Genomic DNA, 19,858 nt, shown 5'->3' on the forward strand with positions numbered 1-19,858 from the left:
GCCGCCGCCTCGGCTAATACGTCGATGTTGCCATCGGTATGTTAATTTTGCATAACCCTTCGGCATGAAGCTGCTGCGCACATTTTTGGCCGTGATCGACGAGGGCAGTGTGAACCGGGCGGCAGCGCGGTTGGGCGTGGCGCAGCCGACGCTGTCGCGACAGATTCAGGCGCTTGAAGCCGAAGTGGGCGGGCAGCTGTTTGAGCGAGGGTCGTGGGGGGTGCGACCCACCGATTTGGGTTTCAAGTTGCGCGAGTCCATGGCACCGGTGGTCAAGGCGCACGATCAAGCCTGGGCTGATGTCACAGCGTATGCGCACGGCCGTCACACTCAGTTACGCGTGGGCTACCTTGGTCTGGCGGCGACGCGCTTTCTCACGCCGGCGCTGACTCACTTGCGTCAGGAATTTCCCGATTTGAAACTATGGCTCTTCGATCAGACTCCGATGGAGCAATTGGCGGCGCTACGCGCGGGCGAACTCGATGTTGCGCTGATCGGTCAGGAAGGCGCGGCGCTGGCCGACGATTTCTATCGCCGCAAGGTGTGTCGACTGGGCGCGTGCGTGGCGTTGCCGGCGGGGCATGCGGGTGCGACGGAAACAACGATTGCACTCAAATCCCTGCACACCGCGGGGTTCATCGGCGTGGCGGAGTCGGTGGTGCCCGGGCGCAATGCGTGGGTGAAAGCGCTGTGCGCCCGCGCGGGATTCAAACCGCGCTGGGTGGCCAACTCGACGGATATCAGCGAAACGTTTGCGCGGATTGGGGGGGATGAGGCGGTGGCCCTGCTGCCCGATTACATGGAAGGCACGCCCCCGCCCGGAGTCGTGTTTCGTCCGGTGCGGGATCGATGGGTGACGTGGGATTTTTATGTGCTGCGACAGCGTGGCCGCGGCAGTGCCGCCGCCCGGCGACTGGTCGAACTCGTGGGGGCGCACTGATGGTCGGCTTAGACGTCGAAAAACCGGATTGTGAGCGGGTAGCGGTAAAGCTCGTCGTTGGCGGCCTTGATGATCGCGATAATGGCGAGCACGACGGTGGCGATGGTGAGGGCGCCGATCAAAAGGAAGCCGATGCCGATGAAGGTGAGCGGGATGCACAACAGCGCCCAGAGCGTGAAACTGAGGTGGAAGTTGAATGCCTCCGCGGAGTGGGCCGTGACGATGTTCCCGTCCCGTTTGGTCACCAGATAGATGATCAGGGGAATAAGAATCGGTGCGCCCAAAAACCACGCGCCGTGGCTTAGAATATTGAGTAGACGATGGCTGGTGTCGACGGGAGTGACGTTGGTTTCGTAGTCCATGTGTTAAAGTGTGTCGGGCGGATAAAGATTGCGTCCGGTCTGTTGGTAATCACCCGCGAGTGTAGCGAAAAGTCGCAGAAATTTGTCCTACAATATGTGGGTAATTATGGAATCCGGTGACGGGGAGGGGACACGGGCGATGCTCCGCGGTAAGCGAACGCACTTGCTGTCACGAGGTGGCTTGCGACACAGTATCCGGCGTTTGAGTGATTCATCGCTGCCACCACCGCCTCCCTTGCAGGATCCTGGGTTGATCGAGCGGATCCACTGTCTTTGGGACGAGCTGGCGGCCATCGAAGCATCGGAGAACGAGTCGGCGTTGATGCATCTGCTCAGAACCGTGGCGGAGATGATTGATGCGCAAAACGCCTACTGGATGGAGGCTGTGCAAATGACTCGGGCGATGGCGGATCCGCTGTGCGGTTGGCGACCGATGGTCATCCGGTATTTGCAGCCGCTGCCCATGGACGAGCGATTCACGCAGCGCCGCATGCGTGCGATCCGCAGTGGTGAGATCGATGAGTCCACGGTGGCGCAGGCGCGCCTGGCGGGCACATTTCGGGCGCATCGTCTGCGAGACATCGTGCCCGCGGCTTGGTATAAAACTGAATTTTACCAGAGTTACCGCGATCGCGGTATCCACGATTCACTGACAGTCGGCGTGCCGATCAACGCCATGACGGAGGGGTATTACGGATTCCTGCGCATGCGCGAGGGTGAGCCGTTCACGGAAAAGCAGTTGCAGGTGGCCCACTACGCGATGCGTGGTTTGACGTGGTTTCACCGGCAGGTGCTCCTGGCCCATGGCGTGACCGTTGCCGGCACTCCGCTCACGCCGCGGGAGCGCGAATTGTTGGCCCTGCTCCTGACCGACCGACCGGAAAAACTCATCGCGGAGGAATTGGGCGTCACCACGGCGACGGTTCATACCTATGTTCGTCAGTTGCTGCGCAAACTTGGAGTCAGTGGGCGAAACGGGTTGATTTCTCTTTGGTTGGGTCGACCGGCCTGAGGCAGTCACCGTCACCCTCCCTGCTAGGGAGGTATGCAAGCACCGCGGGAACCGCCACGGTTCAACGGCATCGATCAACGGCGGCGTGGATGAGGTTCTGGGTTCGAACTCGCACCCCCATTTTGTCGACAACTCGAATGGGCCATTGGGCGTTATCGAGTTCGACGATGCGGTTTTTGCCACGGCGATAGGTCTCTCGAATACACCGTATTCGTTTACCAACGGCGAAACGGTGGTATTGCGCGCCCAGACCTTCTCATTTGCAGCCGTTGCCGATTTTAATCCCGGAGTCGTGGTGGGAATGACGATCTGGCGTCGCCGCGGGCGCTCCGTGCCTCGTGGCTCGGACACGCGTTCCGGTCTCGGAAGCCCGAACGGTCCCGTCAATTCGCGCGGGCGGCCATGCTGCGAGCGAGGGTTTGCAGGAATTCGGTGTTGCCGGGCAATGATGCCAATGCGGTCACCGCGACGTTGGTCTGTTCAGTGATGAAACCGCGGGAAGCCTCCAGGCCGAAGAGTCGCACGTAGGTCGTTTTTTCGGTCGCGGCGTCCTTGCCCACGGTTTTGCCCATGGTGGCGGTGTCGGACGTCTCATCGAGCACGTCGTCGACGATTTGAAAGGCGAGGCCGAGGTGGCGGCCGGCGCGGCGCAGCGTTTCGACCTGTGCGCTCGTCATACCGGCAACATGTCCGCCGAGCACGAGGGACGTTTCGATCATCGCGGCGGTTTTGTTGAGGTGAATGAATTCCAGGTCCGCGGCGGTGGCATCGCCTTTGGCTTCGCCGAGCAGATCGGCCATTTGGCCTCCGATGAGGCGCCGACTACCGGCGGTTTCGGCCAATTCGCGGATTAACGCATGCGCGAGGGCGGGGCGGTCGGCGTAGGCCTCGGCGAGCAGGGCGAAGGCGTGGGTGAGGAGGGCATCGCCGGCCAGCAGGGCCGTCGCTTCGTCGTAGGCCTTGTGCACGGTGGGGCGGCCGCGGCGCAGGTCGTCGTTGTCGATGCACGGCAGGTCGTCGTGAATGAGCGAGTAGGTGTGCAGGCATTCCACGGCCACGGCGGCGGGCAGGGCATCGTCGTCGGTCACACCTCCGGTTTCGGCGGCGGCGAGCACCAACGCCGGGCGCAGGCGTTTGCCACCGGCCTCCAAACTATAGCGCATGGCGGCGTGCAGCTGGGCGGGCGGCGTGGCGGCGGCGGGAACGTGTTGATCGAGGCCCGCTTCGATGCGTGCGACCAGAGAGTTTAATTTGTTTGTGACTTCCATCAGGGCGCCGCTACGGTCCGGCCAACTTTCCTTTTAGCCGAGATGCCCACCCTAGAACTTGTTTGCAAACGCCTTTTCGCCGACTCGTCGTGGTTCATCAAATGCATCGTTGGCGCGCTGCTCTTGGTGGTCCCCGTCGCGCATTTTTTGGCCTTTGGCTATTTGTATGCGCTGATCGAGCGTTCCCGGCGCGGTGACGCGGTCATGTTGCCCGAATGGGGCGAGTGGCGGCGGATGTTTTTCGACGGGATCGCCGCTTTCGTGATTTTCTTCGCCCTCGGGGTGATTCCGCTAGCGATCGCCTGGCTGATGACGCTGCCCCTGCGGTGGCTGGAGTGGGGGGCGATTGTTTACCTGCCCATGGTGCCGGTCGTGATGCTGGTCGGCCCCTTGGTAGTCGCGGGCATTTACCAATACCAGAAGCGCGAGGAATACCGGGATGCGTTTCGCTTGGTCGTGCTGGGTTCCATGCTGCGTTCGACGCGGGGGCGGCTCGTGCTGCCGACGCTGGCGTTTATCGGATTTTTGATCGCGGGCTACCCGCTGATGACGTTCACCGTGTTCGTGGCCCTGGCCGCGAGTTGGACTTACTACGCCGCTTCCTTCCGCATGATCGAAGAAGCGCGCCGTGGTGGGGTGAAAGTTTGATTTTTTGGTTTTGTTAGACACCTAAGCCACCATGCCGAATTACGATTACGCCTGCCCGAAATGTGGTCACGAATGGGAAGTTTTTCAGTCCATGAAGGACGACCCCATCAAGACGTGCCCGTCCTGTAAAAAACGCTCCGCCAAACGCCTCGTCGGTGGTGGAGCCGGGTTGATTTTTAAGGGTTCCGGTTTCTATATCACCGACTATAAGAACAAGTCCGGAGGAGACAGCGCCAAACCGGCCGCCCCGTCTGCTCCCGCCGCCGCCAAGAAATCCGCCGATTAACGCCCGCTCAACCCGCTTCCGCCATGTCCCGTGCATCCAAAGGTCCCAAACCACCCAGTATCGTTGAAGTGACCTTGGGGGCGGTGATCAGCTTGGTCATTGGGGCGACCTTGGCCGCAGGATACCTGATCGCCCAGCCGGTGGAAACGGTGCGCGTCATGCCGAAGGAGCCCGATCCTGATAAAGTGTATTATCAGGCGGGGTCCGCGCGCAGTTCGTTGGGGGGACAGTGGCTGCGTAAGAAACAGATGCTGATCGAGGGTGGAGCGGTTGAAATCCAGCTGACCGAGGACGAACTCAACACCTGGATGGCGTCGTCCACGGCCAAGCCCGATGCCGAAGCCGAAACCGGCGCCTTCGTGGCCAAGAACATTAATTTTCGGGTTCGCGACGGCGTGATGCAGATCGGTCTGCCGTGTTCGATCAAATTGCCGGGCTTCACCAAGGACGTGATCGTGCAGGCCAAAGGCGACTTCAAGGTGCAGGGCACCACCCATGTTTTCGTGCCTGAGTCGGTGATGGTCGGCACTCTGGCGGTCGATAAATTACCGGTGGTCGGAGATTTTATTTTGGACCGTCTCAGGGCCTCCCAGGAATACCCGGAAGAGCTCACCAAAGCGTGGTCGACCCTGAGCGAAGTCGCAGTCGAGGACAATTTCCTGAAGCTCGCCCGCCGCTAAGACCGGACATTTCAATCGGGGAGGGACGACTTCCACGTCGTCCGCACCGGAGTGGCTTCGCGCCCTTTGCGATCTTCTGTAGAAAACCAATGCTGCCACCCCGCCGCCATCACTGTAGCGTCATGCTGATGGTTTCGTGTCTTCCGTGGGCCCTAACCATTCTGCCTCTCACGCACGGGAGCGGCCAACGGGTTTAACCACAAACTTCACCGATCAACACAGATCTCTCAGCCGGCATTTTTTACAGGAGGAAACGGAGGTTAACAGAGCTGGGACTCTGCGATGTTGAGTGATGAGCTGAAACCTTCGAGAAACGACTTCCATGTCGTCCGCACCGGAGTGGCTTCGCGCCCTTTGCGATCTTCTGTAAAAATCAATCCAGTCTCTGACGCACCGGAGTGGAAGGTAGTTTAACCACAGCTTTCACCGATCTGTCAGCCTGGTTGCTTTTCACAGAAGATCGCCAAGATCGCTAAGCAATGTTGCGCCGGTGTATCCGTTCCCGGTCGACCTTCGTTTGCTTCGTTTCCGTCTGTTGAGAAACAGTTCGGCCCCTCGTCTTGGAGTGATTCCACGCTCGGTGTTTCCTCCGGCAAACGGCATCATCCCGTCGACCGTCAGCCGATGGCGGCGAGCAGGTTTTCCATGCCAACGTGCTCTTGAATGAGCTTCTTGATGACGGGAATTTTGTCCGAATCTCCCGGCTGGGTTTTAACCGTCATGCTATTGATCTTGGATGTCACGGTGTAGCTCTCGCCGGCCGCCATCATGATCGGGATATCCGTCTGCGTGAGCAACTCCCGCAGCTTGGCGTGCGGCTCGATGTCGTTGGTTAAAATAATGCCGGCCACACGGCTGTCGGGGGAAAGTTGCGCGCTCGAAATCGCCGCCAACAGGATGTCGTCGCGGTCGCCGGGAGTGATGATGACGGTGCCGGCGCGCAGGTGCTCGACAATGCCTTTCGCGGCCATGGCGCCGACGACCAAGCGACCCACGCGAACATTCTTGGCGTTCGCGCTCGCGTTGAGCCAGCGGCCGTCGATGTGTTCGGCGATTTGCGCGAGATTGGGGCGGGCCAGCACTTGCTGAATGGGTAACACGCCGAGCAACGGCACCCCGAGGCGCTTGAGCCCGCGCCCGGCGTATTCGGTGATCATATCCATCTTGTCGGCTTCGACCTTGTTGAGGATCGCACCCACGACTTCCACGCCGACTTGGTCAAACAATGCCTTGTTCAGCGCAATCTCGTCGATGGGGCGACCGATGCCGCCCGGGCACACGATGATGGCCTTGGCCTTGAGCAGTTTGGCAACGCGGGCGTTGGAGAGGTCGAACACACTGCCGACTCCGGCGTGACCGGTGCCTTCGATGAGCGTGAAATCTTTTTCCCACGAAACGCGGTCAAACGCCCGGCAGATTTGGTCTTCCAACTTCGGCAACATGTCGGCCGGGTTCTTCAGGTAGCGGCGGGTGAAGGAACCGTCGATGGCCACGGGGCTCATGCTTTCGATGGGCACGCGGACCTTGTAGATGGTGTCGAGGAGCACCGAGTCTTCGTCGACCTTGTGTCCCTGCACTTCGACGAAGCGTTGGCCGATGGGCTTGATGAACCCCACGCGCGGAAACGCGGCCTGCAGGGCGGCGAACAACCCGAGGCAAGTCGTCGTCTTGCCGTCATTCATGCGCGTGGCGGCGACGAACAGGCGCTTGTTTTCCGTATTGGTCGGGGCTTTGAGCAGCGGGAGCGCCGGCAGCGTGAAGGGATTGGTCGAGGGCAGGTTCAGGTCAGATTGCGTCATGGCTACCAAAGAGAAGATCGCGATCAATCGCCTGCACGCCGCATACCACCGCCGCCCCGAAAACGTCGTGGGCGCTCGAACCCCGACTGATCTCGGCGGCGGGTTTGCTGAGTCCCGTGACGATCTGGCCGTAGGAATTGGCCCCGGCGATGTGTTGCACGAGTTTGAAGCCGATGTTGCCACTGTTGAGGTCGGGGAAAATCAGCACGTTGGCGCGGCCCGCCACGGGTGATTCGATGCGCTTGGCTCCGGCCACATACGCATCGAGGGCGGCGTCGACCTGCATCTCCCCGTCGATTTCGAAATCGAGGTTGGCGGCGTTCGCCTGTTCCCGGGCGAGCTGGGTGGCCTGACGCATTTTGAGCACACTCGGATCCGCGGAAGTGTCGCGCGAAGCAAAGCTGAGCATGGCGATGTGCGGCTTGGTATTGGTGAGGTGGCTTGCGATGATGCCGGTCGAGATCGCGATGTCGGCCAGTTGTTCGGCGGTCGGGTGGGGGATGACGCCGCAATCCGCCATGAAGAGGCTGCCGCCGCTGCCGATCTGTTTCTCGTCAAAATCGAGGATCATGAGCGACGACGCGGTGTGCACGCCGGGCAAGCGCGGGATGATCTGAAACAACGGGCGCAGCGCGCTCGCGGCCGACTGCGTGGCCCCGCCGACGAGGGCGTCGGCCTGCGCCGCCTGCAGCATCATGGTGGCGTAGGTGCTGTTTTCGCGAAGGGCTTCGCGCGCTTCGTCGAGGGTGAGACCTTTGTGGGCGCGGAGTTGGTGCAATGCGGTGGCAAAAGTATCCACATCGTCGCTGCGGGCGGGGTCGAGCAACCGCATGCCTTTCGTGTTGATATCGAGCTGCGTCGCGAGGCGTTTGAGTTCGGTGCGATCGCCGAGCAGAATCGGCACACCGAGGCGGCGGGTCACCCATTGGCGAGCCGCTTGTAGGATACGCGGATCAGCTCCCTCCGGAAACACGATGCGTTTCGGATGACGTTGGAGTTTGGCCGTGAGACGATCGAGCAGTGGCATGCGTGGCGGAGACGGTGTTGGGACTGTTCGGCGTCGTCAATGCCGTGACAAGGATTCACGTTTTGTAAACGAGGGCCGCGGCTGCCGGTCTTCACTCTTGTAAGCGGTTGCAGGGGAGGCGAGAACAGCGCGGTGTCTCGCAGCCTCAAGAACATCGGTATCGTCTCCGCCGCGACCATGCTCTCGCGCGTGTTGGGGCTGGGACGCGATATGCTGGTCACCACCGTGTTTGGCGCGGGCCCGCTGGCGTCGGCGTTTGTGACCGCGTTCACACTGCCCAATCTCTTCCGACGGTTGCTGGGCGAGGGCGCGCTGACGGCCGCGCTCGTGCCGACGCTCAACGACGAACTGGCTCAACGGCAGCGGTCGGGGGCGTTCGTTTTGGTCAATCAAGTGGCGAGCTGGCTCGGTGCGGTGACGCTCGTGATCGTGGCGCTCGCGATGGTGAGTCTCGCCGGTTTGGCGGAAGCGGGCTGGTTGGAAACATGGTCTGGTAAACCGGCTCAGGTCGCCCGGTGGCGCGAGGCCGCGGAACTCGCGGTCGTGCTGTTTCCCTATCTCGTCTTCGTATGTTTGTCCGCCGCGTTCAGTGCGGCGCTGCAGACGCTTGATCGTTTCCTGGAACCGGCGCTTTCCCCGATCTGGCTCAATTTGGCCATGATTGGCATGTTGGGCGGCGCGGTGTGGTGGGGCGACGTGACGCTCGACGACGCGCGCATGCGCTGGTTGTGCGGTGGCGTGCTGATTGGCGGTTTTTTGCAAATGGTGGTGCCGGCCGTGGCGTTGATGACGGAGGGCTGGCGGCCCCGCCCGGATTTCAGTCTCAGTCCGGCGGTGAAATCCATGTTGGTGCTGATGGGGCCGACCGTGCTCGGATCGGCCGTTTATCTGATCAACCTGTCGGTTTCGCGCATCATCGGGCTATCACTCAACGATTCGGCGGCTGCGATTCTCAATCTGGCAACGCGATTGATCGAGCTCCCCATCGGGGTGTTTGCGATCGCGGTGTCGACCGTCGTGTTTCCACTTATCTCGCGTTACGCGGCAAAGGGCGACTGGCCCAATCTGGCGCGCTCCTACCATCGTGGCATGCGGCTGGTGCTCGCCATCAATGTGCCGGCGGCGGTGGGCATGGTCGTCTTGGCGGCTCCAATTATTCGGGTGCTGTTTCAGCGGGGCGAATTTCGGCCCGAGGACACGCTGGCGACCGTGCCCGTGCTGATGGTATTCGCGGCGGGACTACCGGTCTTTGCCTACGTGAATCTGATGCTGCGGGCGTTCTACGCGCAGAAGGATACCCGGACGCCCGTGCGCGCCGCCGTGATGAGTTTCGTGGTCAATGTCAGCCTGAGTCTCGCTCTAATGGGACCGCTTTCGACCATGGGTCTGGCATTGGCGAGCAACGTGGCGGTGGTGGCGCAGGCGGTGTATCTGCAACGTGCGCTCACGCGGCAGCGGGCGGAGTTGGGCGTCGGTCCCATGGTGGTGAATACGGTAAAAATTCTCATCGCGAGTGTCGGCATGGGACTCGCGGTGGGGGCGGGCGCGCGGTTGTTCGCCACCATGCCGACGACCTGGGCCTGGGATCTTGCCCGTTTGGCGGTGCTCGTGCCGGTGGGTATCGCCGTGTATGGCGGATTGGTGTGGTTCCTGCGGTTGGAGGGGCGGGAAGAAATCGCCGCCCTGTTGCGCGGGCGCAGACCCATCGCTCCCGGATCTAAAAACTCATGATAGCTTGGCTGAAGAAAAACTGGTTCATGGTCGGCATGCCCGTCGCGGTGGGTTTGGCGTGGTTGTTCCCCGATGTCGGGGCCAAGGGCGGTCTGCTGCGCACGGAGATTTCGACCAAATTTGCCGTCGCGTTCGTATTTTTTGCGCAAGGCCTCACCTTGCCAGCGAAGGCATTGCGTGATGGGGCCAGCCAATGGAAGCTGCACCTCGGCGTGCAGGGTTTTGGGTTCCTGGCGTTTCCGTTGCTGGGCATCGTGTTTGATGCCGTCGTCGGCGGGCGACTCGCGCCGGATCTGCGCATGGGCTTTCTCTTTCTGTGCGTGCTGCCGTCGACCATCGTGATGGCGGTGGCGTTGGCGACGGTCGCGGGCGGCAATGTCCCGGCCGCCATTTTCAACGCCGTTTTGTCCAATGTGATCGGCGTGTTCCTCACGCCCGTGTGGGTGGCGTGGCTGATGCAGGCGAGTGGCACGACCCAACCGCTGAGCGCTGTTTTCCAAGAGGTCACGTTGCTGCTCATCCTGCCGCTCGTGGTGGGGCAAATCGTGCGTCGGTTCGGCGTCGAGGTGTGGGCCGATGCGAAGCGCAAAAAACTCAATAATTTCAGCAACGGCATCATCCTTGTGATCGTCTACGCCGCCTTCTGCAATTCGGTGAAAGCCAACCTGTGGTCGTCGCACGGGTGGGGGCTGTTCTTGGGCAGCCTGATCGGGGTGATCGTCCTGATGGCCATCGCGCTCGTCGGCACATCGTTGCTGGCCAAGGCCCTGCGCCTGCGCCCGGCAGAGGCCGTCGTGCTCGTGATCAGCGGGGCTCAGAAGAGTCTGGCCACGGGAGTGCCTCTCGCGAAAGTCGTCTTCGGGGCGCACCCCGGGCTCGGACTCATTTTGTTGCCCATCATGCTCTACCATCCGCTCCAGTTGTTTGTGTGCGGGACGTTGGGGGCGCGGCACTTGCGACAGCATCCGGTTACAAATGGGTGAACTAAAAGTAATCCGTGGGCTTGCTCGTCGCGCCAACCCGCCTACGGTCTCGGCTAATGGGACGCACCAGTGACGCTGATCAACGCTTGATGGATGCCGCGCTCTCTCTCATGTGGGAGGAGAGCTACGGTGCCATGTCTGTGGACGATATCTGCCGTCGCGCCGATGTGCGCAAAGGCAGTTTTTACTACTACTTCACGTCCAAGGAGGAACTCGCGGTGAAGGCCTTGGACCGGATGTGGCAGGATCACAAAAAGCAGCTCGACGAAGTTTTCTCCCCGTCCATTCCGCCCATCGATCGCATCCGGGCCCGCTGCGCCGCCGTTTACGAATTTCAGTCCCAAATGAAGGCCGAGCACGGCCACGTTTTGGGTTGTCCGCTCTGTTCGCTCGGCTCGGAAATCTGCAATCTTCACGAAGCGATTCGCGACAAGGTGCGCTCCATCTTGGAAATCAAAACCCAATATTGGGAGGCCGCGATTCGCGACGGCCAGGCTGCCGGTCTCATCGAGCCCGGCGATCCCGTGTGCAAGGCGCGGTGCGCCATGGCGTTTTTTGAAGGCATGATCGCCCAGGCTCGTCTGCACGACGATGTCGAGCGGTTGAGTGACTTTGCCGACCGCATGTGCGACCACCTCGGGGTGCGTCTGCCGGTTACCGCCTGACCCCATTGGGTTGGCCCCGACCGGGGCGAACAGGCCGGGAATTTAGAGAAAAGTTCGGCGGTGGGTTGCGTTCCGTAGAAACTAGACGATCAGTCAACTATTATGGAAAGCACCTCTTCTCTCGTTTCTCACGCCACCGTGGCCGACTTCGCATCGGTCGCGCTCGACGCCTCCGCCGACCGGTTGGTGCTCGTCGATTTTTGGGCCGGATGGTGCGGTCCCTGCAAGGCGATGTCGCCGGTGCTCGATGAAATTGCGTCGACTCACCCAGATACCGTCAAAGTCGTCAAGGTCGACGTCGACAGTGAGCAAAAGCTCGCGCTCGACCACGGTATCCGTGCGCTGCCTACACTGCTCCTGATCAAGGACCGGGCCGTCGTTAAGCAGCTCGTCGGGTTGCAATCGGCCGCCGCGATCTCCGAGGCTGTCGCCGCCGCCTGATTTTTCCTTCCAACGTCCGTTCCGCTTCATGTCCTCGTCCTCGTCTCCTCTCGCCGCGCCGATTCGTATCGGTGATCTCGAATTGCCCAACCGCGTCATCATGGCGCCGCTCACCCGGTGTCGCTCCGGTCCCGGTCGCGTGCCGACCGATTTGATGGGCACGTATTACGAGCAACGTGCGTCGGCCGGTCTCATTCTCACCGAAGCCACCGCCGTTTCCCCCATGGGTGTGGGATATCCGGATACGCCCGGCATCTGGTCCGACGAGCAGGTTGAGGCGTGGAAAAAAATCACCGCCCGTGTGCACGCCGCCGGCGGCCGCATTTTTCTGCAGCTTTGGCATGTTGGACGCATCTCCGATCCGATTTATCTCGACGGTCAACTGCCCGAAGCACCGTCCGCCATCCGGCCCGCCGGTCATGTGTCCGGCATTCGTCCGGAGAAAGCCTTCGTCACGCCGCGCGCTCTCACTACCGCCGAGGTCAAGGCGGTGGTGGAGCAATATCGTCAGGGAGCCGTCAACGCCAAGATTGCCGGTTTCGACGGCGTCGAAGTCCACGGCGCCAACGGTTACTTGATCGACCAGTTCCTGCAGACGTCGACCAATCACCGCACCGACGAATATGGCGGTTCGCTCGAGAACCGCGCCCGGTTCGCGTTGGAGATTACCGACGCCGTGATTTCCGTCTGGGGAGCCGATCGGGTGGGCATGCACATCGCGCCGCGTTGCGACGCGTCCGACATGGGGGATGACAATCCCGCCGAAACCTTCGGTTATCTGGCGCGTGAACTCGGCCAACGAAAGATCGCCTTCTTGTTTGCCCGCGAGTCGCTCGAAGCACCGCGTCTCGGGCCCGATCTCAAAGCGGCCTTTCGCGGACCGTTCATCGCCAACCAACAACTCTCGCGCGACGATGCGCTGGGTCTCCTCGAACGCGGGGAGGCCGATGCGATCTCCTGGGGCCAGCAGTTTATCGCCAACCCCGACCTGCCGCGCCGCATGATCGAGGGACTCGAGCTCAACACGCCCAATCCGGAAACGTTTTACGGCGGGGACGAAGCGGGTTACACCGACTATCCCGCGTTGGCCTCCGTCGCCTGAATCGTCCCTCTTTTCGACACCAACGCAGATGTCTTCCGGTTCCCTCTCCACGTTGTCGGACGCCCTCAACTGGCGCTATGCCACCAAGGTGTTCGATGCCTCGCGGTCCATCGACGGCGCCACTTGGCAAGCGCTCGAACAGGCGCTGGTTTTGGCCCCGTCGTCCTTCGGCTTGCAGCCGTGGAAATTCATCGTGGTGCGAAACTCCGCAATCCGGGAAAAACTGGTCGAAGCGTCATGGGGCCAGACGCAACCGCGCGACGCGTCACATTTCGTGGTGTTCGCGGTGAAGGAAAACCTCGGCGACGATCATCTGGACCGCTACATGGCGCGCACCGCCGAGGTCCGTGGTGTGCCGATGGAAACGCTCGACGGTTTCCGCAAAGTCATCGCCCAAAGTTTGGAGGGCGCGCGCGCCGAAGGACGGCTCGACGCGTGGCAAACGCGGCAGCTCTACATCGCGCTGGGTCAATTCATGACCGCCGCCGCGTTGCTCGGGGTCGACACCTGCCCGATGGAAGGCCTCGTTCCCGCCCGATACGACACGGCGCTCGGCCTCGCCGGCACGGGCTGGAAATCGGTTTTTGCCTGCGCCGCCGGCTACCGTTCGCCCGACGACAAGTATGCGACCGTGCCGAAAGTTCGTTTTGAAACGCACGAGGTGATCGAGCATCGGTGACGCGCGGGTGACAATGTGCACGGGACGGCTCGGTAAGTTCGGCGAAGCTTTGACTTATGAGGAACTCACCCCACGTTCCGACGCGTGAGATCTCGTCGTGAGTTCATTCGTTCAGCCGGGGTATATTCGGCTGCCTTTCTGGGGCTGCGTGCCTTGGTCAACAGTCCCTTGGCGGCGGCCAGTGGTGCGACCGGCGTGCGCGGTTTTGGACCGCTCCTCGACGACCCTGACAATTTGATCAAGGTCGCCTCGGGATTTCGCTACCGGGCGTTCTCCTTCCGCGGTGAGGAAATGGACGACGGGCTTCTCGTTCCCGGCATGCACGACGGCATGGCCGCGTTTGCGGGTTCCGACGGTCGCACGTTGTTGGTCCGCAACCACGAAAACGAGAGTGCCTGGCTGCACCAGAGTCCGTTTGGGCCACAGTCGGAGCGTTTCGGAGCGGTCGACAAATCCCGCGTTTACGACACCGGCAGCGGGGTGCTGCCGTGTATCGGCGGCACCACGACGCTCGTGTTCAATACGCAGACGCAGCAGCTCGAAAAACATTTTCAGTCCCTGCTCGGCACGCAGCGCAACTGTGCGGGCGGCCCGACCCCCTGGGGCACGTGGGTCACCTGTGAAGAGGTCAATGCCGAGCGCGAGCCTGACGAAGAGCAATGGCACGGCTACAATTTCGAAGTGAAGCCGTCGACCGAGCCCGGCTTGGTCGTGCCGGTGCCGCTCAAAGCTATGGGGCGTTTTCGCCATGAAGCGATCGCCGTCCATCCCGCGTCCGGGGTGGTTTACCAGACCGAGGATCTCGGCGATGGTTTGCTCTACCGCTTTGTCCCGACCGAACCCGGCAACCTCGCCGCCGGCGGGCGTTTGCAGGCCCTGGTCGTGGTGGGACAGCCGCAGGCCGACACCCGCAACTGGCCGACCGGCCCCACGTTTCCCATCGGCCAGCCGCTCGCCGTCGAATGGATTGATTTGGATAACGTCGACAGCCCTGTGCTCGACCTGCGCTATCGTGGCCGGGCCGCCGGTGCGGCGGTCTTTGCGCGCGGGGAAGGTGCCTGGTGGGGCGACAACGAAGCCTATTTTGCCATGACCAACGGGGGCGCCAACACCCTTGGCCAGATCTTTCGGTATCAGCCCAGCCCCTACGAAGGCACCGCCCGCGAGTCCGAGGCCCCCGGCACCATCGAACTCTTCGCCGAGCCCAACGACAGCGCGCTGCTGCGCAACTGCGACAACCTCACCATCGCCCCCTGGGGCGACCTCATCGTGTGCGAGGATACCAAGGGATATTGCCGTATCATCGGCATCACCCCCGCCGGGGAGTATTACATCATCGCCGCCAACCCCACGATCGACCGCGAAATGGCGGGAGCCTGCTTCTCGCCTGATGGCACGACGCTGTTTGTCAACGTGCAGAACCCCGGCTACACCGTCGCCATCACCGGCCCCTGGCCCAAGGCCTGACCAAATACATCACCGCCAAAAGGTAGGGCGATCTCGCCGAGAGCGCCGCTGCGGTTGCAGAGCCACACCTCCGCTATCGATAGATGGAATCCCTCCCCGGAGGGGCGACTTTCACGTCGTCCGCATAGGAGTGGAAAACGAAGTTTGACCACAGATTTCGCAGATTAGCACAGATCCATCAGCCGGTATGTTTACGGATGGAAACGAAGGTAACCAAGGAAGGCAGAAGTCAGGTCCTAGCGCGGTGATGGAAGTGGGTCTCCGGAGTGGCTTCGCGTCCTTCCGTTAAAATCTTCGCACCCCAGCCACCACCAGCTGACGGCTTCGTTCCTTCTGCGAAATCGGCGCAACCTGTGGTCAAAATCAAGCGCCCTGCGCGCCATGGTCTCGGCAACGGTATGCGCGCGATAATCGACGTCGCCTTACACCTCGAAAACCATCGCACGCTGCTGCGCGTTCAACTCGCACCATGCGCCCGGTAGGAGGTTCAGTTCGGCGAGCTTCAATCGACCCATCGTCGCACGGTGCAAGCGCAGGGTGGGGTGGCCCACGGCGGCGGTCATGCGGCGCACTTGGCGGTTTTTGCCTTCAGTCAGCGTCAACTCCAGCCAAGCGTCGGGCACGTTTTTGCGGAACCGCACGGGCGGATCACGGGGCGGCAGATCGGGCGCGCCGTCGAAAAGCTGCACCGTGCACGGCCGGGTGTGGTGCCCTTTGATATCCACGCCCGCCGCCAGTTGCTTGAGCGCCGTGGCGTCCGGCACCCGTTCGACCTGGGTCCAGTAAGTGCGCGGGTGGCCGCGAGCGGGATTAAGCAGTCGCGTGTTGAGTCCCGGCTCATCACTGAGTAGGAGCAGCCCCTCCGAGTCGGCGTCGAGGCGGCCCAACGGATACACGCGTGGCGGCAGACCAAACTCGGCCAATGTTCGCCAGCGCGAGCCGGGCTCCGGCGTAAATTGCGAGAGCACGCCGTAGGGTTTGTAGATCGCGCACAGCACGGGGTGACGAAGTGAATCGATCGAAGGATTTGCGAGATCGAACGAATCGCCTCATGAATGACGTCATGCAAGCCGTTCAATTTCCCGCTGCCCGTCAGATTCATGTCACCACGGTCGCCGACCCCGTTCCCGCCGCCGACGAAGTTGTCGTCACGGTGCGCGCCGCCGCTCTCAATCACCGCGATCTTTGGATCAAGCTCGGTCAATATGCCGGGCTCAAGTATCCTTGTATTCCGGGCTCGGATGGCGCGGGCGTCGTGGCCGCCGATTCGGCCGACGGCACCTTCAAGGCCGGCGACGAAGTCATCATCTATCCCGGCTACGATTGGGGCGACAATCCCCGGGCGCAGGCGTCGACGTTTTCCATTCTCGGCCTCCCGCGCGACGGCACCTTGGCTCAAAAAATCGCCGTGCCGACCAAACAACTCGCCCCCAAGCCGGTGCACCTGACGTGGACGGAAGCTGCCGCGTTGCCTCTGGCCGGACTCACCGCCTACCGTGCGCTGTTCGCGCGGTCCCATCTGCGGACCGGAGAGAAGGTGCTGATCACGGGGATTGGCGGCGGTGTTGCGTTGTTTGCCCTGCAATTTGCGGTCGCCGACGGGGCCGAGGTTTGGGTGACATCGAGCAGCGAAGCCAAAATCGCGCAAGCCGTCGCCCTGGGCGCCAAAAGCGGATTTAATTACACGACAGACGGGTGGGCCGAGGCCGCCGCCACGGAAATCGGTGGAGCCGACGTCATCGTCGACAGCGCGGGCGGTGCCGGTTTTGCCTCGCTCGTGGATATCGCCAAGCCCGGTGGCCGCATCGTGTTCTTCGGGGCGACTCGTGGTGATCCCGACGTGTTACCCGCACGCAAAGTATTTTGGAAGCAGCTCTCCATCCTCGGCACGACCATGGGCAACGCCGACGACTGGGCGGCGATGCTGGCCTTTACCGCCGAGCACCAAATCAAGCCGGTGGTGAGCGACACCTTTGCCGTGGCCGACGCCCCCGCTGCGTTTGACCTAATGGAGCAAGGCGGCCAATTCGGCAAAATCGTGGTCACCATGTAGCGCGATCAGCCCATGAATGGATCGCCCCACAGGGCTCGGAAAAAAACACGGGAACTGTCCTTTCCGAGGGACCACGGAATTAAACCGAAGATTCCGCCGATCATCACAGATCCATCAGCCTGATGTATTTCACAGAAGATCGCCAAGACCGCCAAGGAAACCAAGCCGATGGATGGCTTCGCGTCCTTCGCGCTCTTCTGTAAACGAACAATCCTGCCTCCGGCATCGGAGTGGTTTCGTTCTCTTTGGTAAACCGATTCAGCTCGCGGGCTTCGCCGTAGGCGCGACGACCAATCCAGTGCCCGCCAGCATGACAGCGCAGCCGATTAACATGCCGCCGGTGATCACTTCGCCGAGAAAGAGCGCGCCCCACAACATGCCGAAGACCGGGATCACGAACGTGATTGTGGTCACCTTGGTCGGGCCGATGTCGGCCATGAGCCGGTAGAAAATCAGATACGCCACGGCGCTGCACAAGAGCGCCAGAGTGACCAACGCAGCCACCGCGCCGGGGGACGGCAAACCCGAGGGCGGGGCCAGTGGGATACCCAATGCGACCACCGGCGCAATCATGAGTTGACTGAACGCGGCGTTGCCCTGCGCGGGCAGATGACTGGCCCGCAGTTTGATGTAGATGCCAGCCAGAGCGTAGCAGAGTGGGGCGAGGATTGTGATGCCGATGGCCAGCAATGTAACTGGAGTGAACTCAATCGGGCTGAGCCCGTTGGCCAGCGTCACCCCGGTGATGCCCAGCGCTACACCCAATGCACGTTTCCACCCGAAGCCCTCGCCCAACCAGATGGCGGCAAAGATCGCCGCAAACAGTGGCGTGCAGGCATTGAGAATCGAAAGCAACGACGCCGGCAACTTCAGCGCCCCGACCGCGAAACAAATGAATGGCGCGCCGCTCGCGAGCACGCCGACCTTCAAATAGTCCCAACGGTAACGCGTCCATTGCGCATCGAATCGCACCACGCGTAGATAAACCACCAACGCGATACCCGCCAACCCCAGCCGTCCACTCGCGGTGAGAAACGGTCCAAACACCGGCGCACACATGCGAATGAACACAAACGACGATCCCCAGATCGCGCTGAGCAATAGAAACCGAGCCCAGTCCTGCCCCCTCATCGTGGTAGACTATTCAGCATGATGTTTTAATTTTTTAACCACAGATGGACACACATTAACACGGATAAGAATCGAGCCTGCGCAAGGCGAAGGTCTATGCGTTCGTGAACCACCGACTACGAGTTTCAGCGACAGGGGATCCCTCCCAGCCAACTACCGGAGGAACGACTTCCATGTCGGCCGCGGTGGAGTGGACGACGGAAGTTGATCGCAGATTTCGCAGATCCATCGGCCTTATGTTTTTACAGAAGATCGCAAAGATCGCCGAGAAAACCGAACCGAGGAGTAGCTACGCGCCCTTCTGCTAAAAACCATCCTTCCTCATCGCTTTGTTCCCTTCGGCGAGATCCGTTCCGAAGTCCCGGTCGGCGGGACGACGGCCGATTCATGATTCAACAGCCATTGTTTGCGCCAGAGGCCGCCGCCGTAGCCGGTGAGGTCGCCGTTGGCCGCGATGACGCGGTGGCAGGGGATGATGATCGACAGAAAATTCATGCCGTTGGCGCGACCCACCGCGCGCGATGCGCCCGGACGCCCCAGCGCCGCCGCCATGTCGCTATAACTTTGCGTCGTGCCCGGCGGGATGGAGCGCAGATGCCGCCACGCCGCGTTCTCGAACTCCGTGCCCAACGGCACCAGCGGCAGATCAAACGTTACCCGCCGACCGGCGAAGTATTCACTTATTTGTGACGCCGCCGCCGTCAGCACCGGATGCGTGCCGGGAATCACCGTCACTTTCAGCCGTTGGCGCAACGTGATGAGTTTGCGCTCCAACCCGCGCCGATCGACGAAATCCAAAATGTGCAAGCCCGCGTCATCGGCCACGGCCAACATGCGGCCGAGGGGCGTGTTGATCCGTTCGGCGTAGAGCAGACGCCCCGCCTTGGCGGCATCGCGCGGCGCAGCGCCGAACAACCGTTTCACTGCCTCGCGGAACCCACTGGCCGATTCAAATCCTTGCGCAAATTGCGCCTCGGTCACGGTGCCGCCGTCGCCGACCTCGCGCAGGGCGAGACCCATGCGCCGCGCGCGGGTGTAGGCCTGGAATGTCATGCCGTAGTAGCGCTGAAACTGACGCCGCGCGGTCGACGGATCGATGCCCCGATCGGACAACTCCTTGTCCGTGATACGTCCGGTGGGATCGGCCTCGACCGCGTCGCGCAGTTGTTCCACCAGACTCGGAATATTCGGCGTGGCATTGAGCGGTTTGCACAGCTTGCAAGGCCGAAAACCATCGTGCAGTGCGGCGGAAGCATCGACGTAAAATTCAATGTTCTCCGGCTTGGGTTTACGCGCTCCACACGTGGGTCGGCAAAAAATTCCGGTCGTGCGCACCCCCACAAGAAAGATCCCCTCAGCCGCGGCATCACGGGCGTAAAACGCGCGCATCATGTCATCACGGGAGGGGAGAGAGTCAGCAGCGCGAGGTGAAGGCATCGGCGAAGGCGCGAGATGTAAGGTCATGCTCCCCACCATAGCAAATCGAGTCACGCCCCTGCCGCCGATTTTCAGGCAGAGATGTGGGAACCGGAAATCCCTGAAATTGTTTTCCGGCGGATGGTTTCGACATTGCGCCGACCGACG

The 19,858-nt window shown here is 61.6% G+C and carries 20 protein-coding genes; 13 read left to right on the forward strand and 7 right to left on the reverse strand.

Annotation, left to right across the window (positions count from 1 at the left end):
- Positions 1-64 precede the first annotated feature (64 nt).
- Positions 65-940, forward strand: a complete 876-nt coding sequence (locus tag PXH66_RS04910; RefSeq protein ID WP_330928442.1) for a LysR family transcriptional regulator — start codon at positions 65-67, stop codon at positions 938-940.
- Positions 941-948: 8 nt separating this feature from the next.
- Here PXH66_RS04910 and PXH66_RS04915 read toward each other — a convergent pair whose 3' ends face one another.
- Positions 949-1,302: a DUF4870 domain-containing protein gene (locus PXH66_RS04915; protein WP_330928443.1), complete on the reverse strand. Its 354-nt coding sequence runs from the start codon at positions 1,300-1,302 to the stop codon at positions 949-951.
- A gap of 202 nt (positions 1,303-1,504) precedes the next feature.
- Between PXH66_RS04915 and PXH66_RS04920 the strand changes: the two genes are divergently transcribed.
- Positions 1,505-2,314 carry a helix-turn-helix transcriptional regulator gene (locus tag PXH66_RS04920; RefSeq protein WP_330932249.1) on the forward strand — a complete coding sequence of 270 codons (810 nt, stop codon included), beginning with the start codon at positions 1,505-1,507 and terminating at the stop codon, positions 2,312-2,314.
- Positions 2,315-2,697: 383 nt separating this feature from the next.
- Here the strand turns inward: PXH66_RS04920 and PXH66_RS04925 are convergent, their stop codons facing one another.
- Positions 2,698-3,582, reverse strand: a complete 885-nt coding sequence (locus tag PXH66_RS04925; RefSeq protein ID WP_330928445.1) for a polyprenyl synthetase family protein — start codon at positions 3,580-3,582, stop codon at positions 2,698-2,700.
- Between the two features lie 42 nt (positions 3,583-3,624).
- Between PXH66_RS04925 and PXH66_RS04930 the strand changes: the two genes are divergently transcribed.
- Genes PXH66_RS04930 through PXH66_RS04940 form a run of 3 tightly spaced genes read left to right on the forward strand, consistent with a single transcriptional unit; the run spans position 3,625 to position 5,196 of the window.
- A complete protein-coding gene (locus PXH66_RS04930; protein WP_330928446.1) occupies positions 3,625-4,230 on the forward strand; it encodes a DUF4013 domain-containing protein in 606 nt (201 codons plus the stop codon).
- Positions 4,231-4,261: 31 nt separating this feature from the next.
- The gene (locus tag PXH66_RS04935; RefSeq protein ID WP_330928448.1) at positions 4,262-4,516 is read left to right on the forward strand and encodes an FmdB family zinc ribbon protein; all 255 of its coding nucleotides are present in this window, start codon (positions 4,262-4,264) and stop codon (positions 4,514-4,516) included.
- A 23-nt stretch (positions 4,517-4,539) separates the two neighbouring features.
- A complete protein-coding gene (locus tag PXH66_RS04940; protein WP_330928449.1) occupies positions 4,540-5,196 on the forward strand; it encodes a hypothetical protein in 657 nt (218 codons plus the stop codon).
- A gap of 617 nt (positions 5,197-5,813) precedes the next feature.
- Here PXH66_RS04940 and PXH66_RS04945 read toward each other — a convergent pair.
- Together PXH66_RS04945 and PXH66_RS04950 are read right to left on the reverse strand one after the other, a co-directional pair.
- Positions 5,814-6,995 (reverse strand): phosphotransacetylase family protein, encoded by a 1,182-nt coding sequence (locus PXH66_RS04945; protein WP_330928450.1) that lies wholly within the window; start codon positions 6,993-6,995, stop codon positions 5,814-5,816.
- Positions 6,982-8,022 (reverse strand): phosphate acyltransferase, encoded by a 1,041-nt coding sequence (locus tag PXH66_RS04950; RefSeq protein ID WP_330928451.1) that lies wholly within the window; start codon positions 8,020-8,022, stop codon positions 6,982-6,984. The genes PXH66_RS04945 and PXH66_RS04950 overlap by 14 nt, the downstream gene beginning before the upstream one ends.
- Positions 8,023-8,154: 132 nt before the next feature.
- On the opposite strand from PXH66_RS04950, the gene murJ reads away from it, so the two are divergent.
- From murJ to PXH66_RS04985, 7 genes are all read left to right on the forward strand, one after another.
- Positions 8,155-9,753, forward strand: coding sequence for a murein biosynthesis integral membrane protein MurJ (murJ, locus tag PXH66_RS04955; RefSeq protein WP_330928452.1), 1,599 nt, complete (start codon positions 8,155-8,157; stop codon positions 9,751-9,753).
- Positions 9,750-10,736: a bile acid:sodium symporter family protein gene (locus PXH66_RS04960; RefSeq protein WP_330928453.1), complete on the forward strand. Its 987-nt coding sequence runs from the start codon at positions 9,750-9,752 to the stop codon at positions 10,734-10,736. The genes murJ and PXH66_RS04960 overlap by 4 nt, the downstream gene beginning before the upstream one ends.
- An 89-nt stretch (positions 10,737-10,825) precedes the next feature.
- A complete protein-coding gene (locus PXH66_RS04965; protein ID WP_330932250.1) occupies positions 10,826-11,401 on the forward strand; it encodes a TetR/AcrR family transcriptional regulator in 576 nt (191 codons plus the stop codon).
- Between the two features lie 102 nt (positions 11,402-11,503).
- Positions 11,504-11,842, forward strand: a complete 339-nt coding sequence (trxA, locus tag PXH66_RS04970) for a thioredoxin (RefSeq protein ID WP_330928455.1) — start codon at positions 11,504-11,506, stop codon at positions 11,840-11,842.
- Between the two features lie 28 nt (positions 11,843-11,870).
- The gene (locus PXH66_RS04975) at positions 11,871-12,944 is read left to right on the forward strand and encodes an alkene reductase (protein WP_330928456.1); all 1,074 of its coding nucleotides are present in this window, start codon (positions 11,871-11,873) and stop codon (positions 12,942-12,944) included.
- A gap of 28 nt (positions 12,945-12,972) precedes the next feature.
- Positions 12,973-13,623: an NAD(P)H-dependent oxidoreductase gene (locus PXH66_RS04980; RefSeq protein WP_330928457.1), complete on the forward strand. Its 651-nt coding sequence runs from the start codon at positions 12,973-12,975 to the stop codon at positions 13,621-13,623.
- A gap of 84 nt (positions 13,624-13,707) precedes the next feature.
- The gene (locus PXH66_RS04985) at positions 13,708-15,090 is read left to right on the forward strand and encodes an alkaline phosphatase PhoX (RefSeq protein WP_330928458.1); all 1,383 of its coding nucleotides are present in this window, start codon (positions 13,708-13,710) and stop codon (positions 15,088-15,090) included.
- Between the two features lie 422 nt (positions 15,091-15,512).
- On the opposite strand, the gene PXH66_RS04990 is transcribed toward PXH66_RS04985, so the two are convergent.
- Positions 15,513-16,088: a pseudouridine synthase gene (locus tag PXH66_RS04990; protein WP_330928459.1), complete on the reverse strand. Its 576-nt coding sequence runs from the start codon at positions 16,086-16,088 to the stop codon at positions 15,513-15,515.
- Between the two features lie 53 nt (positions 16,089-16,141).
- Between PXH66_RS04990 and PXH66_RS04995 the strand changes: the two genes are divergently transcribed.
- A complete protein-coding gene (locus tag PXH66_RS04995; RefSeq protein ID WP_330932251.1) occupies positions 16,142-17,143 on the forward strand; it encodes a zinc-binding dehydrogenase in 1,002 nt (333 codons plus the stop codon).
- Positions 17,144-17,401: 258 nt separating this feature from the next.
- On the opposite strand, the gene PXH66_RS05000 is transcribed toward PXH66_RS04995, so the two are convergent.
- Both PXH66_RS05000 and PXH66_RS05005 read right to left on the reverse strand, forming a co-directional pair.
- Complete coding sequence (locus PXH66_RS05000) at positions 17,402-18,274, reverse strand: DMT family transporter (RefSeq protein ID WP_330928461.1); 873 nt, start codon at positions 18,272-18,274, stop codon at positions 17,402-17,404.
- Positions 18,275-18,595: 321 nt separating this feature from the next.
- Complete coding sequence (locus PXH66_RS05005; RefSeq protein ID WP_330932252.1) at positions 18,596-19,666, reverse strand: bifunctional transcriptional activator/DNA repair enzyme AdaA; 1,071 nt, start codon at positions 19,664-19,666, stop codon at positions 18,596-18,598.
- Positions 19,667-19,858 lie beyond the last annotated feature (192 nt).

This window comes from Synoicihabitans lomoniglobus, from assembly GCF_029023725.1.
In the GTDB taxonomy this organism is placed as follows: Bacteria; Verrucomicrobiota; Verrucomicrobiia; order Opitutales; family Opitutaceae; genus Actomonas; species Actomonas lomonigloba.

Coding starts and splice junctions, on each gene's coding strand:
- PXH66_RS04910 (WP_330928442.1), top strand. CDS start 65: ATGAAGCTGCTGCGCACATTTTTGGCCGTGATCGACGAGGGCAGTGTG.
- PXH66_RS04915 (WP_330928443.1), bottom strand. CDS start 1,302: ATGGACTACGAAACCAACGTCACTCCCGTCGACACCAGCCATCGTCTA.
- PXH66_RS04925 (WP_330928445.1), bottom strand. CDS start 3,582: ATGGAAGTCACAAACAAATTAAACTCTCTGGTCGCACGCATCGAAGCG.
- PXH66_RS04930 (WP_330928446.1), top strand. CDS start 3,625: ATGCCCACCCTAGAACTTGTTTGCAAACGCCTTTTCGCCGACTCGTCG.
- PXH66_RS04935 (WP_330928448.1), top strand. CDS start 4,262: ATGCCGAATTACGATTACGCCTGCCCGAAATGTGGTCACGAATGGGAA.
- PXH66_RS04940 (WP_330928449.1), top strand. CDS start 4,540: ATGTCCCGTGCATCCAAAGGTCCCAAACCACCCAGTATCGTTGAAGTG.
- PXH66_RS04945 (WP_330928450.1), bottom strand. CDS start 6,995: ATGACGCAATCTGACCTGAACCTGCCCTCGACCAATCCCTTCACGCTG.
- PXH66_RS04950 (WP_330928451.1), bottom strand. CDS start 8,022: ATGCCACTGCTCGATCGTCTCACGGCCAAACTCCAACGTCATCCGAAA.
- PXH66_RS04960 (WP_330928453.1), top strand. CDS start 9,750: ATGATAGCTTGGCTGAAGAAAAACTGGTTCATGGTCGGCATGCCCGTC.
- PXH66_RS04965 (WP_330932250.1), top strand. CDS start 10,826: ATGGATGCCGCGCTCTCTCTCATGTGGGAGGAGAGCTACGGTGCCATG.
- trxA (WP_330928455.1), top strand. CDS start 11,504: ATGGAAAGCACCTCTTCTCTCGTTTCTCACGCCACCGTGGCCGACTTC.
- PXH66_RS04975 (WP_330928456.1), top strand. CDS start 11,871: ATGTCCTCGTCCTCGTCTCCTCTCGCCGCGCCGATTCGTATCGGTGAT.
- PXH66_RS04980 (WP_330928457.1), top strand. CDS start 12,973: ATGTCTTCCGGTTCCCTCTCCACGTTGTCGGACGCCCTCAACTGGCGC.
- PXH66_RS04995 (WP_330932251.1), top strand. CDS start 16,142: ATGAATGACGTCATGCAAGCCGTTCAATTTCCCGCTGCCCGTCAGATT.
- PXH66_RS05000 (WP_330928461.1), bottom strand. CDS start 18,274: ATGAGGGGGCAGGACTGGGCTCGGTTTCTATTGCTCAGCGCGATCTGG.
- PXH66_RS05005 (WP_330932252.1), bottom strand. CDS start 19,666: ATGATGCGCGCGTTTTACGCCCGTGATGCCGCGGCTGAGGGGATCTTT.